Raw genomic sequence first — 17241 nt, forward strand, 5'->3', positions numbered from 1 at the left:
TTCTGTCCATTCTCCGCTTTAAAGGATCATTCGCATGACGCAACGGCTGCATCTCGTTTTTGGGGGCGAACTCGTAGACCCCTCAAAGAACACATTTAAAAACGTAGACGACATTCACATCGTCGGCATGTACCCCGACTATGCAACCGCCTTTGATGCGTGGAAATCCGAGGCGCACCGCACCGTCGACAATGCACATATGCGCTATTTCATCGCGCACCTGCACCGCCTGCGCGACGAAGAGACCGCGGCCTCTTCAACAGAAGAGCTGGGCTGATCTGTCATGGGACGCTCACTTGGCATGACAGCGTATCGTGCGCTGTCACGCAGGTCGGCGGCCCGATCATTTGACCCCAGCGGCCCGCGCCCCAAGGGCGAATTGATATGGCTGCACGCCGCCGACACAAGCAACCATCTTGCGGCCCAGGATCTGGCACAGCGGTTGTGCCGGACCCGCGACGGGTTGCAGGCGCTGATCACATTTCCTGATCAAAACAGCCTCGACAAGGCGCGTGCAACAACACCGCCCGAAAGCCCCGTTTTCCTTGACCACGTGCCGTCCGAACACCCTTCAGCGGTGCGGGCGTTCCTGCGCAACTGGGCCCCCGATATGGGTGTCTGGATTTGGGGCGGGCTGCGGCCTACACTACTGCATGAGCTCCATCAAACCGATTGCCCGATGGCGTTGATCGATGCCGACACGCGGGGGTTCGACGGGCGACGCGACCGCTGGCTGCCCGATCTCACCCGCGAACTGCTGTCCGAATTCGTGGGCATTATGGTCCGCAACACCGCGACAGAACAACGGCTGCAGGTGCTTGGCATCCGCCCGCGCCACATGCAAGTCACCGCCCCCCTACAGGCCGGGGGGCAGGCGTTGCCCTGCGATGAAACCGACCTAAACGAAATGGCAACCGCACTCAGCGGGCGGCCGGTGTGGTTGGCCACGTTTGTTCAGGATGACGAGGCCAGCGTTATTTTCGCGGCACACCGGCAGGCTGTGCGGTATTCCCACCGGTTGTTGTTGATCCTGCACCCCGCACAGCGCGGCTCTGTCGCGCGATTGACCCAACAGGCCGAAGCGCAAGGGTTTCGGGTGGGTGCGTGGCCCTCCCCCGGTGAACCCAGCGAAGCCGTGCAGGTGATGATAGCCGAAGACGCCCTTGATTTGGGGCTGTTTTACCGGCTGGCACCCGTGTCCTTCTTGGGTAGTTCCCTGCAAGCCGGGCATGGGGGCTGCAACCCTTTTGAGGCCGCGGCGCTTGGGTCAGCGGTGCTATACGGGCCCAACGTGCGGCGCTACCTGCCGTTCTACACCCGGTTGGCCAACGCTGGCGCGGCGCGCATCGTCAAGGATGCCGCGAGCCTTGGCTCTGCGGTCACCCGCCTGATTGCACCAGATCAGGCCGCCGCCATGGCCCATGCCGGGTGGGATGTCATCAGCCATGGCGCCGAAATGAGCGACGATGTCATCGCTCTGGTCGAAGACACATTGGATGCCCGATTGGAACGCCGCAATGCGCACGCCTGAGTTCTGGTTCACCGCGTCTGATCGGCCCGGTTTAATCGCGCGGGTGTTGGCCCCGCTGGGGTGGCTATATGGCCGGGCCACCGCGCGCAGGCTCGCCGCCGCGACCCCCGTCACACTGGATATACCCGTCGTTTGCGTCGGCAACATAAACGCGGGTGGCACGGGCAAGACCCCCACCGTGATCGCAGTTCTAGACAGGCTGATCGCTGATTTTCACACGCCACATGTGGTCACACGTGGCTACGGCGGTCGGCTGACAGGACCCGTGCGGGTCGATCCTGCAACCCACACCGCCCAAGATGTCGGCGATGAGCCGCTGTTATTAGCGGCCTTCGCCGAGGTGTGGGTCGCCCAAGACCGTGCCGCAGGCGGGCGCGCGGCACAGGCGGCGGGTGCGTCGGTTGTTGTGCTGGATGACGGGTTTCAAAACCCCGCCCTGCACAAAGATCTGAACATCGTGGTCGTCGATGCACAGCGCGGATTTGGCAACGGGCGCTGCCTGCCTGCGGGGCCCTTGCGCGAACCCGCAGGGGTGGGTTTGGCACGCGCTGATCTGGTGCTGACCTTGGGCGACGCCGCCGCACAGGCCGCGTTTCATTGGCAAATCCCGCCCGATGTGCCCCGCGTGCAGGCGCATCTGGCCCCCCTGCAAACCGGAATGCCCTGGGACCAGGAGCGCGTCGTTGCCTTTGCGGGTATTGCTCACCCAGAGAAATTCTTTGCCACTCTCAGGTCGCTTGGGGCCACGATAGTGCACGCCGAACCGCTGGATGATCATCAACCGTTGACGCCCGCCTTGATGGCCCGGCTCGACGCTGATGCATCCGCACGGCGCGCGCAATTGGTCACCACCGAAAAAGACGCAGTGCGCCTGCCTGCCGCCTTTCGCACAAAGGTGATCACCCTGCCGGTGCGCTTGGCGTTTGACGGTGACGCCAACGCGCTGTTCACCCCATTAGCGGCCCTGCCCAAACCCGCGTAAGGCTCAGCGTTTCGTTTGGGGAAACGCGGCCTCGGGGCGGTAGGCGGCAAAGCTTGTTAGGGTCTGTTTGTTGCAATCCGCCTGCCAGTGCGATCCGGGCATGACCGCCGAAACACATGGATACAGCGCACGGTAGCCTCGGGTGCGGTCGTTTTCTTCGATCGCAACGGCGACCATACCCGCAACGATGCCCTTTTGACGTTCGACCAAACGCACAGCGCCATCCATCGTGCCGCCCGTTTCAATCCACTGATCCACCAACAACACCCGCGTGCCCGGCGCAAAGGCAGGCAACCGCATCTCCATTTCTTGGGTACGGCCGGAATAATTGCCAAATGGGACTTTATCAGTGTCTACACAAAGCTTTCCGGCCTTGCGGATCGGCAAAAACCCAACGCCCCGCCGCGCAGCAAGCGCCGCCCCCAGCACAAACCCCATCGCATCAAGGCCCGCGACCACGTCACAGTCGACCTCGTTCAGATCGTCCAACAGGTCGTCCAGCAGGTCATTGAACGCTTCGGCATTGATGTAGATCGACGTCGGGTCGAGCCAGGCAAATTTGTCACCCTTGGTGTTGGGCGCCATAATGTTGAGGTACCAGCGGTCATCGCGGGGGCCTTTGTCGGGGAGGGTCATGATGGGGGTCCTTTCGCCAGCGCGCGGGTGATGGCCATCAAGGCCGCCAGACGCGCGGGATCAATGTCGTAAAAATTGCCCGGTTCGTTGATCCCCGTGGCCACCATAAAACAATCAACGTCGGCGTAGGCCTGCGCGTTGCCCGGCGATATGCCCGAGGCCAACGCCAGCGGGCGGTCGCCGATCGCGGCGCGGAAGGTTTCGACCTTGCCAAGGTCGACCTCTTGGCCCGTCGCCACGCCCGATGTGGTGATCACGTCCATGAACGGACAGGCCTCGCGGGCGGCATCCCCATACCGCGACGGATCAACTGTGCGCTGTTTCTTAAACGCGGTGCCGCCGAAATACAGACCGTCCCACCCGCTTGTGGCGCGCGCATGTTTGATCATTTTGGCCTCGGCATTTGCGCCGTTTTCGTCGATACTGGCATCATCGGCCCAGTAGGCATCAACCTGACACCCATCGGCCTGTAACTGCCCCAAAATTGGAAAGGCGTCCTTACCGGTGACTGCCAAAAAATTAACACCCATCCAAAGTGGCGGAAATGCCGCACGTGTGGCGTGAATAATTGGCATAAACTGGTCTGGATCAAAGTCGTGATTGATCAAGAAACAGCCCTGCGCCCCTGCTTCCAAAAGGGTTTGGACATTGCGGCGGGTCCGGTCGGCATCCAAAACGTGGATCACCGGCAACACCACAGGCCCCGGGGTCTTGAACATTTTATGGAAATCACTGCGGTTCATCCCAAAAGAATAGGTTAGATTAAAGGATAACAAAAATTCATATCTCTTATGAAATCATAAACATTGCAAATGGACGTAAATGAGCCAAATCAATTTGCCCACTGAAGTTCTGCGTGCCTTCGTCACTGTCATCGAAGTGGGCAGCTATACGCGTGCCGCGGAAATGCTGGGCCGGACGCAGCCCGCCATTAGCCTGCAGATGAAACGTCTAGAAGAGCTGGTGGGCCAAGCCGTTATCAAACGGAAGGGACGCGGAATTGCCCTAACGGAACGCGGCGTTGCCCTGATTGGCCATGCGCGCCAGATCCTGCGGCTGAACGATCTTGCGGTCAGTCAATTCGACACCGGGCTGGCGTGCAATACCGTGCGAATCGGGCTGCCGGTCGATTATGGCGTGCGCATGCTGCAGTCTTGCATCACCCAGATCATCAAGGGGAACCCCAACCTACGCGCAGAAATCCGGTGCGATTTATCGCAGCAACTGATCGAAGACCTGCACCACGATGACCTTGATATCGCGGTTAGTCTTTACCCCGGCGGGCACCAACAATTTTTGCATCGCAGCTGGCTGGAACACCCCGTCTGGGTCGCCGCAGAGGGGCTGCGGTTTGACGATGACGAAACGCTTCCGTTGATCATGCACCCCCATGGCTGTGCCTACCGCGACCGCATGACAGAGGCGCTCGACCAGGTCAGCCGGCGCTGGCGGGTCGCTTTTTCCAGCCCCGGAATAGGCAGTCTGCAACAGGCGGTGCAGGACGGGCTGGGCGTGTCGTGCCTGACGGGGCCCACCATGCGTGATGGCCTGTGGCAGTTGCCCGCCGACACCGGCCTGCCCGACCTGAAACCCCTGCATATCGGCCTGTTTTACCGGCAAACACGTCTGGGCCAGTACGGGCATGAGGTCCTGAATGCCTTTGAAACGGCGCTAAAAGAGGCAATTCCATAAGGCACATTTATTTTTCCATTGATCAGATAAATTTCCCATCAGGTCGCTCTTGCAATAGCATCGCGAATATTGAGTCCTGCGCCGCAGTGATCACCCCAAGCCGCAAAGGCACCGATCACACCTGCGAACACCAACATTCGGGAGACGAATATGACCATATCCAACCGCATTCTGGCAGCGCGTCCAAGCCGCCGCAACGTGCTGAAACTGGGCGGCGCCGCCGTTTTGAGCACCCCTTTCGTAAGCCGCGCCTGGGCCTCGACGACCGAAATCAACATGCTGGCGTGGTATGGCCACGGCGAACCCGACATGGTCGGCGCCTATGAAGAGGCCAATAACGTCAAGTTCGTGCCTAAATATTACGCGGGCGGCGACAACATGTTGGCGCTTATCGCGCAATCGCCTCCCGGCACCTACGACATCATCCTGTCAGACGCGGAATTTGTGCAGCAGCTGAACCTCGCGGGCTATATCGACCCGCTTGAGGCCTCGGACTATCCGTTCGAAGACATGCTGCACGAAGATTTCACTCAATTCCCCGGCCATTGGGCAGATGGGAAACTGTATTCCATGATGCTGCGCGGCGGGCATCTGGGTGTATCTTACAACAAGAACTTCGTAACCGAAGAGGAGGCGCAAAGCTATTCGTGCTTTTGGAAACCCGAACTCGAAGGCAAGGTCGGGCATTTCGATTGGCACCTGCCCAGCCTCGGCATGATGAGCCTGTATAACGGCAATGGCCCCGCATTGTGGAACCTCGATGACGCCGCATGGGACACCGTACAAGACACCACGATGAGCCTGCGCAAACAGGTCGGCGGGTTCTTTGACTATGGCGGCACGTTCAACGGTCTGAAAAATGGTGAAATGCACGCGATGTGCGGCATCGGTGATTGGATCACCGGCGTGTTGGAAAAAGACGGCGCGCCTGTGGCCTCGACCATCCCCAAAGAGGGCGGCATTCAGTTCACAGAAAGCTACTGCATCGGCAAAGGCAGTGAAAAAGTCGCCGAAGTCACCAAGTTCATCCAATATATGATGTCCCCCGAGGGTCAGGTGAAATCGGCACAAATGGCCGCCTACCCCGGCTTTTGCGTCACAAAGGCAGGCCGCGCCGCCCTGATCGAAACCGACCCCGCCGAGGCCAAGCGGTCGCATCAAATGGAAGGCATGGCCAACGACCCGATTGCCTTGATCAACGCGGGCCGCATCCATTACCGCGATATTCCCCAGCAACAATCGCTGGAAGACTGGAACGACTTCTGGTCAGAATATAAAAACGCCTGATCTTTGATGGCACCTGACATGGGCAGCGCCACGTTGCCCATGTCCAAAGGACACGCCCTATGCCTCGTAAAATCCCCAGCCTTTATACGCTGACATGGCGCTTGCCCATTATCGCGTGGCAAGGCGTTTTCTTTGTGGGCCCGGTGGTCTTTATGATCGCCATGTCGTTTTTCCTAGTGAAAAACTACCGCATGACCGAAGCGTTCGAGTTCGTGAATTGGGGGCGCATGCTAACGCGCGGCTATTTCTGGGACAGCTATTGGTACACCTGCCTGATCGCGGCAATATCAACGGTTTGCGCGATGTGTCTGGCGTTTCCGGCGGCCTTTGCATTGGCGTTTCGCGCATCTGAAACAACGCGCCGTTGGGCGATTTTCCTGCTGATCATCCCGTTTTTCACCAGTTATCTGGTGCGCACGTTTTCATGGTTTGTCATCCTGTCCGAAAGCGGGGTGGTCAATGCCATGCTGGGGTATATCGGGCTGGGGCCGTATACGATGCTCAACACGCATTTCGGCACGCTGGTGGGGTACATGACGCTGACCCTGCCGTTGGTGGTGATCTTGCAAACGGTCACAATGGCCAATATCGACAAAACCCTCGTTGAGGCGGCGCGCAATCTGGGGTGCAAACCGCTGGCGACGATCTGGCAGGTCATCATTCCGCTGTCGAAAACCGGGCTGATCATTGCTGCGGTCTTTTGTTTTATCCTGTCCTTTGGGGATTTTGTCGCACCGTTTTATCTGGGTGGCTCGCAAGAACCGACGCTGCCGATCCTCATCCTTGATACCACGAAATCCGGCCAACAATGGCCCCGCGCGGCGGTCGTGGCGATCATGATGATGGGCACGTTGTTCGCGGTGGCTTTTGCGGGGATCGCATTGGCCTATCGCAAACGGAAGGGCTCGAAATGACCGGCAACCGCGCAATCAACATCGCGCTGGCCCTTTACGTGGGGCTGATCTTTGCATTCGTCTTTGCACCGATCCTCTTTAGCATGATGTTTTCGTTCAATTCCCAACGCTTCCCGACGATCCCGTTGGGCGATTTTTCCACCGAATGGTACGCAAAAATCTTGGCCGACCCCGATGTGTGGGAAGCCGCACTCAACAGTCTGATCGTCTCTAGCTGCACCGCCCTGATCGCGACGTTTCTGGGGTTTTGCACCGCCTATTCCGATTTCCGGTATAACTTTCGCCTCAAGGCGCCCTATCTGGCGCTGATCTTGTTGCCGCCGACCATACCGTTGATCATCATGGCGCTGGCGATGCTGGCGTGGTTTTCTAAAATCGGCATGTCGGGGCAGATCTATTCGATCATCATCGCGCATTCGGTGCTGACCGCGCCCTTTGCGATGGCGGTGATCCGGTTGCGTCTAAACCAGATGGACCCTGACCTAGAAGCCGCCGCATGGAACCTGGGCGGGTCCGAATGGCAAACCATGCGCCATGTGATCATCCCGTTTTGCAAACCCGCGATCGCGTCGGGACTGTTTTTAACGGCGGCTGTGTCCTTTGATGAATTCGCCGTGTCGTGGTTTGTGTCCGGCCTCAACAAAACCCTACCGGTGATCATTTTGGAGATCGTGCAGGGCAATATCGACCCACAGGTCAACGCCATCGGCACCTTTGTGTTTCTCATTTCCATGACCCTCGTCGTGCTGGCGCAAGTCTTCTTTGCCAGCCGCCAACTGAAAAGTATCCGATCATGACCGCACCGCTGGTTGTCTTTGACAAAGTTCAAAAACAGTTCGACGATTTCACCGCCGTCAAAGAGCTCGACTTCGAAATCCGCGAGGGCGAATTTTTGGCCATCATGGGCCCGTCGGGCTGCGGCAAAACCACGACCCTGCGCATGTTGGCCGGGCTAGAGGCCCCCAGCACCGGCGAGATCCGCCTGAACGGGCAGGTCATGAACGACGTCCCGCCCCACGCGCGCGATACACCGTTGGTTTGGCAATCACTGGCGTTGTTTCCGTTTTTGACCGCCCGCGAAAACGTGGAATTCGGCCTAAAAATGCGCGGTGTGGACGCGGCCGAACGCAAGGCCCGCGCGCTGCGATGGCTGGAAAAGATGGGCATCCTCGAATTCGCCGACCGCGATATTTCGACGCTGTCGGGCGGGCAAAAACAGCGTGTGGCGCTGGCGCGATCGTTGGTGATGGAGCCGCAGATCTTGCTGTTGGACGAACCTTTATCGGCGCTGGATGCGCATCTGGTCATCCGCATGCAGGCCGTGCTGACGGACCTGCAACGCGAATTGGGCATTACCTTTGTTTACGTGACCCACTCGCAATCCGAGGCCTTTGCCATGGCCGACCGCGTGGTCATCATGGGCAACGGCAAGATCGCCCAGATTGGCACGCCCAAAGACATTTACCGCGCCCCTGCCAACCAGTTTGTTGCCGAATTTGTGGGCCGCAACAATATCCTCACGGGCACCGTAAGCCGTGTGGCGCAAGATACCGCCCAGATCACCACCCCGTCGGGGGATTTTACCGTGCCGATGAACGATGTGACCCTAACACAGGGACAAACCGCCAGTTTCGTGATTTCGGCGGATCTGGTGCATATCGCCATGGACCACCCCACCGGCGACAACACCGCCCAGTGCCGCCTGATTTCAGAGGAATTCGTGGGGTCGATGGTGACGTTGTTTCTCGAAGACGCGCAGGGCCAAGATTTTAAGGTGCAGATGCAAGAACGCGAATTATCGCGGTTTGATCTGAAAGGTGCCGACGGCATTTGGCTGTCGTGGGATACCCAAAGCGCCCATGTCTTGAACGAAAGGTAACACCATGATCCGCAACCCGATCCCGTGGCCCAACGGCGCGAAATGTGCCGTGGCAATCACCTTTGACATGGATGCAGACAGCCTGATCCATATCGCCAAACCCGGTGACAGCCACGATAGGCTTTATCCGATATCGATGGGGCGATATGGCCCGATGGTGGCGATACCGCGCATTTTGGATACCTACCGGCGGTTCGGATTGAAGCAGTCGTTTTTCATCCCCGGTTGGTGTCTGGAAACCTATCCCGATGTAGCCGAAGCGATCCTGAAAGACGGTCATGAAATCGGCCATCACGGGTATTTGCACGAAGACCCCATCGCCACGCGCGGCACCCAACGCGAATGGTTTGAGCGTACGTTAGACGTGCACCAACGTATTTGCGGGCAGGCCCCACGGGGCTACCGTGCGCCGGTGTATAACATCACCCAAGAGGTTGTGGATTTGATGGTCGAACACGGGCTGCGCTATGACAGTTCGATGATGGGCGATGACATCCCCTATCAGCTCGATACGAGCGCCGGGTCGCTTTATGAGATGCCGGTGCATTGGGGCACGGACGACTGGCCGCCCTTTGCCCATTTCGACGAAATCGGGTATATGATGCCGGTCAAATCGCCTTCGCAGGGGCTTGCCGGATTTTGGGAAGAATTCGACGCGCAATACGACGCAGGCGGGTTTTTCATGCTGATCCTGCACCCGTTTTTGACTGGCCGGTTAGCCCGCTGGAAACAGGTCGAGGCCTGGATCGAAAAGACCCGCGCAGACAAAGACGTTTGGTTTGCCACGCTTGATCAGATCGCAGATCATATGGATATGCTAAAACGCGATGGCCTTTGGGCGCCCACCACACAAACGTTGCCCTACTACCCCGGCCCAATTTTAGCCGAAAAGGAAAAGACATGAACGCTGACGACACACGCTTGTTGCGCATCGCCTATGAAGAGGCCAAAGCCGGGTTTGACGAGGGCGGCTGCCCCATCGGGTCCGTTTTGGCACGGGGTGGCGCGGTGGTTTCGCAGGGGCGCAACCAGCGTGTGCAACAGGGCGACCCGATTGCCCACGGCGAGATGGATGCGTTGCGCAAAGCGGGGCGGCAAAAGACCTACCGCGACACCACGCTGTATACATCGTTGAGCCCGTGCATGATGTGCTCAGGCACCATCATCCAATTTGGCATCCCGCGGGTTGTGATCGGTGAAAACACCAACTTTGGCGGCAACGAAGATTTCTTGCGTTCAAAGGGCGTCGAGGTTGTGGTGGCTGACGATCCCGACTGCATCGCCCTGATGCAACGGTTCATTACCGAAAAGCCCGAACTTTGGGCCGAAGACATCGCAGATTAAAACACACCGACCCGCGCCATAGGGGGCGGGTCGGTGCATCCGTGACTTATTCAGATGCGTCGTCGATCAGCTCGGCCATATCCGCATAGGACATGTTAGAGTATCGTTTGCCGTTGATGACAAAGCTTGGGGTGCTTTCAATCCCGTCGGCTTCGGCGTTTTCCTGGTACCAAGCAACCAAAGTACGCGCCTCATCCCCATCCTGAAGGCAGGTTTCCATGGCGTCACCGTCCAACCCGGCCAATGCACCGATCTTGCGCAGTTCTGCAACAATGGCTGCAGGCTCGCCCGCGCGCGACCATGTTGATTGCTCTGCGTAGATCAGGTCTGTCATGCCAAAGAAGCTTTGCGCACGCCCCCCGCACCGCGCGATCATCGATGCCCACAGACCGAACCGGTCAAAATACACCTCGCGGTAGACAAAGTTGATCTTGCCGGTGTCGATATAGTCGGTTTTGAGCTGCTTAAAGGGCCCTGCGTGGAACGCCGCACAATGCGGGCAGGTGAACGACGCATATTCAACCACGGTAACTGGCGCATCGGGGTTGCCAATCGACATGTCCACGATCGTGGAGGTATCAATATCGGCCTCTGTGCCTTGCGCGAACGCCGCGCCTGGCAAGTCAATAGATGTGCCCGATGTCTGCGGGCCCGGCGTAGTCACAAAATACGCCCCCACTCCAAGCACAGCCACAGCGGCAGAGATAATCATCATTCGCGACATCAACGTTTCCTTTTTCAACGGTTTGTCTTGGTCAATATGTTTTCGCCCAGCCGCGCCAGCGCATCGCGCAGTCCATCGTCTTGGACCGGGCCCGCGGTTTGGGCGGCTTTTTGCCGGATATCAGGGTCAACGGGTGCGGCATCTGCGGCGGGTTTCGTCGCCTCAAACGACACCTTCCCATCGGCAAACCCAGTAGCGGCCGTTTGGGTGATCCGAACGCGCGCGATGGCGTTATAGCCGTAGACGGCGTTGACCTTGGCGCGCAGCTTTTCTTTTTGCATCTCTAACATTGGCGCCTGTGCACCGGTGGTCAGTAAGGTCAGCGTGGCGCCCATACCGCCGCGCCCATAGCTGACCTCGACGGGGCGGGAAATCGCCGCGATATCCGTGCCAACGACTTCGGTCCATTGGGTCAACAGGCGGCTTTGGGCGAATCCCCGGCTTTCTGACGCAGCCCGGATGCGACCGGTCAGCAAGCTGGCGGTGCGCGTAAACCCTTTTGTACTGGCGCGTCTGGGTGGCATTGCTATCTTCCCAAAGATCCTATGTCGCAACATAACCGGTCTCGACGACCACAACCAGCCTCAGCATATGGGTGATCATAAATATTGCGTGACTTAATCCAAACACCCGACACATTGAACGCCACGCTTTTGGGGTGGTACGACGTGCACGCCCGCGCGATGCCATGGCGCGTGCCGCCCCAGGCCCGCACCGCAGGGCAGATGCCAGACCCGTACCGCGTGTGGCTATCCGAAGTGATGCTGCAACAGACAACCGTTGCCGCCGTCAAAGAGTATTTCATACGGTTCACCACACGCTGGCCCACGGTGGCAGATCTTGCCGCCGCCCAAGATGCCGACGTGATGGGTGAATGGGCGGGCTTGGGGTACTACGCCCGCGCCCGCAATTTGCTGAAATGCGCGCGGGTTGTTGTGGCGGATCATGGCGGCGTGTTTCCCGCCGATCATGCCGCGTTGCTGACGTTGCCGGGCATCGGGCCTTATACTGCTGCCGCGATTTCATCCATTGCGTTCGATCTGCGGCATGCGGTTCTGGACGGCAACGTCGAACGCGTGATGGCGCGGATGTATGATGTGCACACGCCATTGCCCGCCGCCAAGCCTGACCTGATGCGGCTGGCCGATGCGCTAACACCACAGGCGCGACCGGGCGATTACGCGCAGGCCGTGATGGATTTGGGCGCGACGATCTGCACCCCAAAGTCGCCCGCCTGCGGGATCTGCCCGTGGCGCGACCCCTGTCAGGCGCGCGCGTTGGGGACCGCGCCCGATTTGCCCAAAAAGACGCCTAAAAAGGCCAAACCAACGCGGTCTGGCATTGTCTTTGTGGCCCGCCGTGCGGATGGCGCGTGGTTGCTCGAAACGCGCCCCGACAGCGGGCTGTTAGGGGGGATGCTGGGCTGGCCCGGATCAGACTGGGTAGACACCAGCACCCCATTGCCAGATATCACACCGCCCATCAGCGCCGATTGGACGACCCTGAACACCCAAGTGCGCCATACCTTCACCCACTTTCACCTACAGCTTGAGGTGCGCACAGCACTGTCTCGTCAAGAAACCGCACCCCTGCGCGGCCAATTCATCCCCCCCGTCACCTTTCGCCCCACCGACCTGCCGACAGTGATGCGCAAAGTCTTTGATCTGGCGCGTGGTCAGTTTTGAACGTGGCGTTACGCTTGGCTCTGGGTTGCGGGGGGGCGATAGGTTGCGCCAAACCTCGAGACATCGGACCATGACCGCACAAAGCACCGCCACCCTGTCGCGCCTACCCCACGCCCTGCCATTTTGGGTGTCACTGTTGCTGCTGCCACTGGCATGGCTCAGCGCGACCCAAGGCGGGTGGACCCTTGTGCTATTGCCGCTGGTCGCGTGGTGCCTGACCTCTGTGCTCGACGTGATCCTTGGCAACAACACCAGCAATCCCGACCCTAACACACCCGAGGCCGGGTTGTTTTGGCATCACGCCATCACGACCATCTGGGCCCCCGTGCAGTTTTGCCTGCTGTTCAGCCTGATCTGGTACGCGCCTCAGGCCGACCATCTTAGCACCTTTGAACGGGGCCTGTTGTTTTTTGGTGTCGGCGTGATCACCGGCACCATTGGCATCAACTACAGCCATGAATTGATGCACCAGAAAAACAAATCCGAACGCCATATGGCAGATATTTTACTGGCGATGGTGCTGTATTCGCACTTTCGGTCCGAACATCTGCTGGTGCACCACCGCTATGTCGGCACGCCAAAAGACGCGGTGACAGCCCGCTATAACGAAGGGTTTCACCAGTTTTATCCGCGGGTTCTGGTGCAATCTTTTTGGTCCGCATTTGGTGCCGAAAAAGCGATGCTGGCCCGGCGAAACCGCCCGTGGCATGACCGCAAGAACCCGTTTTTCAAATATTGGGCGCTGCAGGCGGGCATGCTGACGCTGGCGTTTGCGCTTGGCGGCGGGGCGGGTGTGGTGCTGTTTGCGATTCAAGCCGGCACCGCGATCTGGCAATTGGAACTGGTCAATTATATCGAACACTACGGGCTGACCCGCAAACATCTGGGCGGCGGTAAATACGAGCACGTGAAACCGCAGCATTCATGGAACGCAGACCACCGTATGTCCAACTGGCTGTTGATTAATTTGCAGCGGCATTCGGATCATCATTTCAAACCCGACAGGCGGTTTCCGGTATTGCAGACCTATTCAGACACCGACGCGCCACAGCTGCCGTTTGGGTATCCGGTTATGACCATGGCCGCGATGTGCCCCCCTTTGTGGCGGCGCATTATGAACCCAAAGGTAAGGCAGTGGCGCAAGGCCCACTATCCCGAAATCGGCGATTGGTCTGCGTATAATAAGGCGCAAAACCCCCTGCCGCGTTGAGGCGATCATGATATCTTAAATATTATACGCGTAATCTACGAAAGGTGGAGCTATGTGAGAACAGCATAATGTCGCAGCAAATTGCAGCACAACAAACAGGTGCCAATACGAAAACCTGCTTGATCGTCGAAGACAGTGAGTTTGATCAAGAACGGATCAAACGCATCATGAACAAGAGCTTTCAGGGCGTCTTTGTTGCGGTGGCAACAACGATCGAAGAAGCGCGCGAACATATGGCGCGCTATCAAACCAGCATTATACTGCTCGACAATCACCTACCCGACGGCACAGGGGCCAATTTTGCGATGGAATTGGCCGAAAACCCGACATTCGCGCGTATTCCCATTGTCATGGTCAGCGACTGGCCCACGCCATTCATGTTCGACAAAGCGGATTCAGCAGGCGTGATCGATGTGGTCAACAAATCCGACTTTGGCGCGCGCTATATTCACAATGCGCTGAATTATAGCGTCAAACCAAAACGCGTGAACTGACGGGTGGATCTTGGGTCCACATCAGGCCACAGCGCTGGTTGTTCAAAAACCACGCGAGTGAGATGAGCTTGTTCATAGCCAAACGGCCCATTTAGCGGGCTAGCGACACCTGGTATTGCGCACGTTTACGCCGCCCAGTTTCGCCACGCTCGGAACCACCCCAAACGACCGTTTGAACGCCTTGCTGAAATGCGACACATCAGAAAAGCCGAAATCAAACGCAAGGTTCGTGATCGACACATGCTGGTTTTTGGAAAGCTCCATATGTGCCCGATCCAAACGCGCCTGCCACAGCCAACGCATCGGCGTTGTGCCCTGCGCGCTGAATAACCGGTTGAGCGAACGCGCCGATATCCCGTGCTTTGTACAAATGAGGTTGATGTTCAGCTCAGCATTGCCCAAGTTTCGGATCATAAACGCCTGTATATCGCCAAGCTGACGTTCCTTGCGCGATGTTTCGGCAAAATCATCTGTGCAAAATCCATGGTCAATGCTGGAAAAAATCAGATCCAACGCTGATGCTTCGACGGTTTCGGCCAAAGTGTTGTCATGAGCCCCGCAGTTGGGTTGCAGTTGATCCAGAATAAGGCGGGTAAATTTGCCCGCTTGCGAATTCACCGGAACCTTGCGCGCGGTCAGGTCGCTAACACGGCTCAGCCGACTGGCCGCCTGCGGTCTGGGAATGGCGGCAACAAGCCCACGAACGTTACCGATAAAATTCATCTTAAATGCCTTGGACTGGTCATACAGAACCACATCACCGGGCCGCACGGTCACGCTCCTGTCCGATTGCAACAGGCCAATTTTACCGTGCTTGACCGTACAGATCATAATGTGGTCCCGTGGATCTCGGCGAATATCAGACGCGCGCCGCATCAACGGCATATCCGCATCGGATGAATTCGCGGTGATATCGCCAAGCGCGATGGACCCCGAATTCCAGGATTTCACTGTCCCCCTGAAATCAGGATTGTGGATGCTTTCGCATTCAGTTGTCGAAAAATCCCGACACGTCGACTGGTGCCAACTGTCAAATCCCGGAGCCAATCTTTTGGCAGAACCGCTTGTCCCTCCCTGCATCGCGCTCTCCTAACCAGCCTGTCACGTCATGGCCTACAAGAGAAACCAAATGGCACCGGCGCAAGGTTCATCGTCATTTTTAGGCGCGCGCCTTTTCGGCCAAATTTGGCAGTTTGAGACCATTTTTTGGCCAGCAGGTACAAGCGGCGCTCGCGATTTTCTTTTTTACTGCAAGACAATACAGCGCCTGATCACGACAAGGAGTCCCGTCCAACGCCCTGCTACACCGCGCGCGCACGCAGTTCACGACGACCGATTTCATGCATCACAACCGCGTTTTGCCTATTTTTTTGTCGTCTCAAAGCGCCAACGGACATGATTTTGCATATCGCCCCGGCCCGGCTGGATATCAAATTCGGCATCGCGTTACATGCCCGCACGACGAACTCGCCGCGTTCGTGTGGTCGATTTGAAGAGCAGTTCCGGCTGCACGCGTTTCTTTGCCCACCGTGGCAGGCCCCCCCGAAAGGTCGGGTGGAGTTCATAAAAATCTAAGTCTAGCATCAAGCAAGACACACCAACAGAAGGGAAAACCAATGTCAGTTTCACGCCGAAGCTTCCTTAGAAATTCAGTCGCGGGCGGTGTCGCGCTTGCCGCGCCCGCGTTGATTGCCAATGTCGCGCGCGCCGCTGACGGGCCGATCAAACTGGGCAGCCTGCATGACCTGTCCGGCCCACTTGCCGCAACGGGCGAACCGATGGTCTATGCCACCCAGCTGGCGGTCAAAGAAATCAACGCGGCTGGCGGTCTGTTAGGTCGCGAGGTCGAATTGATCAACTACGACACCCAATCCAACATCCAGCTGTATTCGCAGTTCGCCCAACAGCTTGCCGTGCGCGACAAGGTCGACGTTGTGCATGGCGGTATCACGTCCGCCTCCCGCGAGGCGATCCGCCCGATCTTCAACCGGTTCCGCACGCTTTATTTCTACAACACCCTCTACGAGGGCGGCGTTTGCGACCGCAACACCTTCAACTTTGGCACCACGCCGGCACAAACGGTCGAAAAACTGGTGCCTTACGCGATGAACCTGTGGGGCAAAAAGGTCTACATCATCGCGGCAGACTACAACTACGGTCAGATCACCGCGAAATGGATGCGGAAATACGTCGAGGACAATGGCGGCGAGGTTCTGTCCACGGACTTCTTCCCGCTGGATGTGACAAACTTCGGGCCTTCGATCTCGCGCATTCAGGCCGCCAAACCAGACATGCTATTGTCGGCCATGGTCGGCGGCAACCACACCGCGTTCTATCGTCAATGGGCCGCGGCCGGTCTGAAAGATGAGATCCCGATCGCATCCACGACCTTTGGTTTGGTCAACGAACCCGCAACCCTGGAAGCCGCAGAAAGCAAAGGCGTCCTGGGCAGCTACGGGTACTTCGAGGAACTGCAAACCCCCGCCAGCAAGGCTTTCGTCGATGCCATCAAGGCAGACAACGGGGCAAAAACGCCCTATATTGGCGAACCGGCAGCGGCAACCTACGAGGCAATTCACATGTGGGCCAAGGGTGTCACACTCGCAGGCACCGCTGATCGCATGCCGGTTGTAGAGGCGCTCGAAACGGGTGTGTCTTTCGACGGGCCAAGCGGGAACGTCTTGATTGATCCGATAACGCACCACGTGACGCGCAACGCCTTCCTCGCAGAGGTCGATGAAAAAGCATGGAACGTTCTGGAAACCTTCAACGCGCAGCAGCCGCTAGATACAGCAGCCGTGTGCGATCTTGAGGCCAACCCGAACGACACCACGCACTACGAAATCGACATTTAAGGATCTGC

The 17241-nt window shown here is 58.1% G+C and carries 19 protein-coding genes; 14 read left to right on the forward strand and 5 right to left on the reverse strand.

Annotated elements, in window-relative coordinates; translation table 11 throughout:
• The first annotated feature begins 34 nt into the window (after positions 1-34).
• From ABJH13_RS16565 to lpxK, 3 genes are read left to right on the forward strand one after another with little or no spacing between them, the layout of a single operon-like run.
• Positions 35-277 carry a DUF4170 domain-containing protein gene (locus tag ABJH13_RS16565; RefSeq protein WP_348407318.1) on the forward strand — a complete coding sequence of 81 codons (243 nt, stop codon included), beginning with the start codon at positions 35-37 and terminating at the stop codon, positions 275-277.
• Between the two features lie 6 nt (positions 278-283).
• Complete coding sequence (locus ABJH13_RS16570; RefSeq protein WP_348407319.1) at positions 284-1531, forward strand: glycosyltransferase N-terminal domain-containing protein; 1248 nt, start codon at positions 284-286, stop codon at positions 1529-1531.
• Entirely contained in the window at positions 1518-2513 is a 996-nt protein-coding gene (gene lpxK, locus ABJH13_RS16575) for a tetraacyldisaccharide 4'-kinase (RefSeq protein WP_348407526.1), read from the forward strand. The genes ABJH13_RS16570 and lpxK overlap by 14 nt, the downstream gene beginning before the upstream one ends.
• Before the next feature lie 3 nt (positions 2514-2516).
• Here the strand turns inward: lpxK and ABJH13_RS16580 are convergent, their stop codons facing one another.
• Positions 2517-3149, reverse strand: coding sequence for a phosphoribosyltransferase family protein (locus tag ABJH13_RS16580; protein WP_348407320.1), 633 nt, complete (start codon positions 3147-3149; stop codon positions 2517-2519).
• The gene (locus ABJH13_RS16585) at positions 3146-3868 is read right to left on the reverse strand and encodes an adenine phosphoribosyltransferase (RefSeq protein ID WP_348407321.1); all 723 of its coding nucleotides are present in this window, start codon (positions 3866-3868) and stop codon (positions 3146-3148) included. The genes ABJH13_RS16580 and ABJH13_RS16585 overlap by 4 nt, the downstream gene beginning before the upstream one ends.
• 103 nt (positions 3869-3971) lie before the next feature.
• Here ABJH13_RS16585 and ABJH13_RS16590 point away from each other — a divergent pair, with 103 nt between their 5' ends.
• From ABJH13_RS16590 to ABJH13_RS16620, 7 genes are all read left to right on the forward strand, one after another.
• Entirely contained in the window at positions 3972-4841 is an 870-nt protein-coding gene (locus ABJH13_RS16590; RefSeq protein WP_348407322.1) for a LysR substrate-binding domain-containing protein, read from the forward strand.
• Positions 4842-4991: 150 nt separating this feature from the next.
• Complete coding sequence (locus ABJH13_RS16595; RefSeq protein ID WP_348407323.1) at positions 4992-6128, forward strand: spermidine/putrescine ABC transporter substrate-binding protein; 1137 nt, start codon at positions 4992-4994, stop codon at positions 6126-6128.
• Between the two features lie 59 nt (positions 6129-6187).
• Positions 6188-7042 carry an ABC transporter permease gene (locus tag ABJH13_RS16600; protein WP_348407324.1) on the forward strand — a complete coding sequence of 285 codons (855 nt, stop codon included), beginning with the start codon at positions 6188-6190 and terminating at the stop codon, positions 7040-7042.
• A complete protein-coding gene (locus ABJH13_RS16605) occupies positions 7039-7839 on the forward strand; it encodes an ABC transporter permease (RefSeq protein ID WP_348407325.1) in 801 nt (266 codons plus the stop codon). The genes ABJH13_RS16600 and ABJH13_RS16605 overlap by 4 nt, the downstream gene beginning before the upstream one ends.
• Positions 7836-8921 carry an ABC transporter ATP-binding protein gene (locus tag ABJH13_RS16610; RefSeq protein WP_348407326.1) on the forward strand — a complete coding sequence of 362 codons (1086 nt, stop codon included), beginning with the start codon at positions 7836-7838 and terminating at the stop codon, positions 8919-8921. Before ABJH13_RS16605 ends, ABJH13_RS16610 begins: the two co-directional genes overlap by 4 nt.
• Positions 8922-8925: 4 nt before the next feature.
• A complete protein-coding gene (locus ABJH13_RS16615) occupies positions 8926-9825 on the forward strand; it encodes a polysaccharide deacetylase (protein ID WP_348407327.1) in 900 nt (299 codons plus the stop codon).
• Entirely contained in the window at positions 9822-10265 is a 444-nt protein-coding gene (locus ABJH13_RS16620) for a nucleoside deaminase (protein WP_348407328.1), read from the forward strand. Before ABJH13_RS16615 ends, ABJH13_RS16620 begins: the two co-directional genes overlap by 4 nt.
• Before the next feature lie 46 nt (positions 10266-10311).
• On the opposite strand, the gene ABJH13_RS16625 is transcribed toward ABJH13_RS16620, so the two are convergent.
• Positions 10312-10989, reverse strand: coding sequence for a DsbA family protein (locus ABJH13_RS16625; RefSeq protein ID WP_348407329.1), 678 nt, complete (start codon positions 10987-10989; stop codon positions 10312-10314).
• A gap of 14 nt (positions 10990-11003) precedes the next feature.
• Entirely contained in the window at positions 11004-11513 is a 510-nt protein-coding gene (locus ABJH13_RS16630) for a DciA family protein (protein WP_348407330.1), read from the reverse strand.
• Between the two features lie 84 nt (positions 11514-11597).
• Here ABJH13_RS16630 and mutY point away from each other — a divergent pair, with 84 nt between their 5' ends.
• The 3 genes from mutY (at position 11598) to ABJH13_RS16645 (ending at position 14378) form a co-directional block, all read left to right on the forward strand.
• The gene (gene mutY, locus ABJH13_RS16635) at positions 11598-12674 is read left to right on the forward strand and encodes an A/G-specific adenine glycosylase (protein ID WP_348407331.1); all 1077 of its coding nucleotides are present in this window, start codon (positions 11598-11600) and stop codon (positions 12672-12674) included.
• Positions 12675-12744: 70 nt separating this feature from the next.
• Positions 12745-13884: an alkane 1-monooxygenase gene (locus ABJH13_RS16640; RefSeq protein WP_348407332.1), complete on the forward strand. Its 1140-nt coding sequence runs from the start codon at positions 12745-12747 to the stop codon at positions 13882-13884.
• Between the two features lie 68 nt (positions 13885-13952).
• Complete coding sequence (locus ABJH13_RS16645) at positions 13953-14378, forward strand: response regulator (protein ID WP_348407333.1); 426 nt, start codon at positions 13953-13955, stop codon at positions 14376-14378.
• A gap of 99 nt (positions 14379-14477) precedes the next feature.
• On the opposite strand, the gene ABJH13_RS16650 is transcribed toward ABJH13_RS16645, so the two are convergent.
• Positions 14478-15458 carry a helix-turn-helix domain-containing protein gene (locus ABJH13_RS16650; RefSeq protein WP_348407334.1) on the reverse strand — a complete coding sequence of 327 codons (981 nt, stop codon included), beginning with the start codon at positions 15456-15458 and terminating at the stop codon, positions 14478-14480.
• A 536-nt stretch (positions 15459-15994) separates the two neighbouring features.
• On the opposite strand from ABJH13_RS16650, the gene ABJH13_RS16655 reads away from it, so the two are divergent.
• Positions 15995-17233, forward strand: coding sequence for an ABC transporter substrate-binding protein (locus tag ABJH13_RS16655; protein WP_348407335.1), 1239 nt, complete (start codon positions 15995-15997; stop codon positions 17231-17233).
• Positions 17234-17241: the final 8 nt, after the last annotated feature.

The sequence above is a fragment of the Roseobacter sp. genome (assembly GCF_039970775.1).
GTDB lineage: Bacteria > Pseudomonadota > Alphaproteobacteria > Rhodobacterales > Rhodobacteraceae > Roseobacter.

Excerpts from the sequence above, each read along its gene's own strand:
- ABJH13_RS16565 (WP_348407318.1), top strand. The coding sequence starts at position 35 with ATGACGCAACGGCTGCATCTCGTTTTTGGGGGCGAACTCGTAGACCCC.
- ABJH13_RS16570 (WP_348407319.1), top strand. The coding sequence starts at position 284 with ATGGGACGCTCACTTGGCATGACAGCGTATCGTGCGCTGTCACGCAGG.
- lpxK (WP_348407526.1), top strand. The coding sequence starts at position 1,518 with ATGCGCACGCCTGAGTTCTGGTTCACCGCGTCTGATCGGCCCGGTTTA.
- ABJH13_RS16580 (WP_348407320.1), bottom strand. The coding sequence starts at position 3,149 with ATGACCCTCCCCGACAAAGGCCCCCGCGATGACCGCTGGTACCTCAAC.
- ABJH13_RS16585 (WP_348407321.1), bottom strand. The coding sequence starts at position 3,868 with ATGTTCAAGACCCCGGGGCCTGTGGTGTTGCCGGTGATCCACGTTTTG.
- ABJH13_RS16590 (WP_348407322.1), top strand. The coding sequence starts at position 3,972 with ATGAGCCAAATCAATTTGCCCACTGAAGTTCTGCGTGCCTTCGTCACT.
- ABJH13_RS16595 (WP_348407323.1), top strand. The coding sequence starts at position 4,992 with ATGACCATATCCAACCGCATTCTGGCAGCGCGTCCAAGCCGCCGCAAC.
- ABJH13_RS16600 (WP_348407324.1), top strand. The coding sequence starts at position 6,188 with ATGCCTCGTAAAATCCCCAGCCTTTATACGCTGACATGGCGCTTGCCC.
- ABJH13_RS16605 (WP_348407325.1), top strand. The coding sequence starts at position 7,039 with ATGACCGGCAACCGCGCAATCAACATCGCGCTGGCCCTTTACGTGGGG.
- ABJH13_RS16610 (WP_348407326.1), top strand. The coding sequence starts at position 7,836 with ATGACCGCACCGCTGGTTGTCTTTGACAAAGTTCAAAAACAGTTCGAC.
- ABJH13_RS16615 (WP_348407327.1), top strand. The coding sequence starts at position 8,926 with ATGATCCGCAACCCGATCCCGTGGCCCAACGGCGCGAAATGTGCCGTG.
- ABJH13_RS16620 (WP_348407328.1), top strand. The coding sequence starts at position 9,822 with ATGAACGCTGACGACACACGCTTGTTGCGCATCGCCTATGAAGAGGCC.
- ABJH13_RS16625 (WP_348407329.1), bottom strand. The coding sequence starts at position 10,989 with ATGTCGCGAATGATGATTATCTCTGCCGCTGTGGCTGTGCTTGGAGTG.
- ABJH13_RS16630 (WP_348407330.1), bottom strand. The coding sequence starts at position 11,513 with ATGCCACCCAGACGCGCCAGTACAAAAGGGTTTACGCGCACCGCCAGC.
- ABJH13_RS16640 (WP_348407332.1), top strand. The coding sequence starts at position 12,745 with ATGACCGCACAAAGCACCGCCACCCTGTCGCGCCTACCCCACGCCCTG.
- ABJH13_RS16645 (WP_348407333.1), top strand. The coding sequence starts at position 13,953 with ATGTCGCAGCAAATTGCAGCACAACAAACAGGTGCCAATACGAAAACC.
- ABJH13_RS16650 (WP_348407334.1), bottom strand. The coding sequence starts at position 15,458 with ATGCAGGGAGGGACAAGCGGTTCTGCCAAAAGATTGGCTCCGGGATTT.
- ABJH13_RS16655 (WP_348407335.1), top strand. The coding sequence starts at position 15,995 with ATGTCAGTTTCACGCCGAAGCTTCCTTAGAAATTCAGTCGCGGGCGGT.